Source organism: Mitsuaria sp. TWR114, from assembly GCF_007997345.1.
Genome location: NZ_VOSR01000854.1, coordinates 1 through 1,360 on the forward strand (window position 1 = coordinate 1; position 1,360 = coordinate 1,360).

The following is a 1,360-nucleotide window of genomic DNA, read 5'->3' on the forward strand; positions in this document are numbered from 1 at the left end:
CCCAGCGCCTCGGCCACCGCCAGGCCCGCCTGCAGGCCGTCCTCGTGGAAGCCCGATCCGAACCAGGCACCGCAGAACCAGGTGCGCTGCCGGCCCTGCAGCGACCAGAGCTCGCGCTGCGCGGCGATGCCGGCCGCGTCGAAGCGCGGGTGCTCGTAGACCTCGGTGCGCAGCAGGTGATCGGGATGCGGCGGGACGGCCGGATTCAGCGTCACGAACAGCGGTTGCGCATCCGGCCCCTGCGGCAGGTGCGGCTGCAGCCGGTTCATCCAGTAGGTCACCGTCGGCGCCACCTGCCCGCTTTCCCCCTGGCGCGAGGCGAGGTAGTTCCAGCTCGACCAGACCGCCCGGCGGCGCGGCATCAGCGCCGGATCGCGGTGCAGCACGGCCAGGTTGCGCGTGTAGGGAATGGCCCCGAGCAGGCGCCGCTCGGCGGCGCTGGGGGCGAGCAGCATGCGCAGCGACTGGTCCGCGTGCGTGGCCAGCACGACGTGGTCGAAGGGCGGGGTCCAGGCGCCGCGCCGGGTGCGCAGGCGCACGCCGTCCGGCTCGCGCGCGACGGCGATGACCGGCTCGTCGCGGTGGATGCGGTCGGCGAAGGACTGCGTCAGGCGTCGCACGTACTCGCGGCTGCCGCCCTCGACGGTGCGCCACACCGGCCGCCCGCTGACCCGCAGCAGGCCGTGGTTCTCGCAGAAGCGGACGAAGGCGGCAACCGGATAACGGCCGATGTCGGCGGCCGTCGAGGACCAGATCGCGGCGCCCATCGGATACAGGTGGTCGTCGCGGAACGCGCGGCCGTAGCCGCGCGCGTCGAGGTAGTCGTCCAGCGCCAGGTCGCCGCTGGCCTGGGCGTCGCGCGGGGCTTCCCGATAGAAGCGCAGCACGTCGCGCAGCATCGACCAGAAGCGCGGACGCAGCAGGTTGGCGCGCTGGGCGAAGAGGCCGTTCAGGTCGGTGCCGGCGTATTCCAGCGCGCCGCCGTCCAGGCTCACCGCGAAGGACATGTCCGACGCGCGCGTCGGCACCGCCAGGTGGCGGAACAGCGCGCTCAGGTTGGGATAGGCCGGCTCGTTGTAGACGATGAAGCCGGTGTCCACCGGCACGCTCGCGCCCCGGTCCGGCGCGTCGACCGTGTGGCTGTGGCCGCCGATGCGACCGTCGGCCTCGAAGACCTGGACGTCGTGGCGCCCCGACAGCAGCCAGGCGCAGGACAGCCCCGAGATGCCGGCGCCGACGACGGCGATGCGCCGCGCTTGGCCGTGGCCGGCGATGGCGTCCAGGTAGTGGCTGGAGTGGAAGACGCGCGGATCGTCTCGGCCACCGCGCTGGTGATGGAGTGGCCGATGGCGGCGGCGAC

The 1,360-nt window shown here is 73.5% G+C and carries 1 protein-coding gene; it reads right to left on the reverse strand.

Annotated elements, in window-relative coordinates; all coding sequences use genetic code 11:
• On the reverse strand, positions 1 to 1,283 hold a 1,283-nt coding region (locus tag FUT87_RS24940), incomplete at its 3' end, for an NAD(P)/FAD-dependent oxidoreductase (RefSeq protein WP_147242743.1).
• Positions 1,284 to 1,360 lie beyond the last annotated feature (77 nt).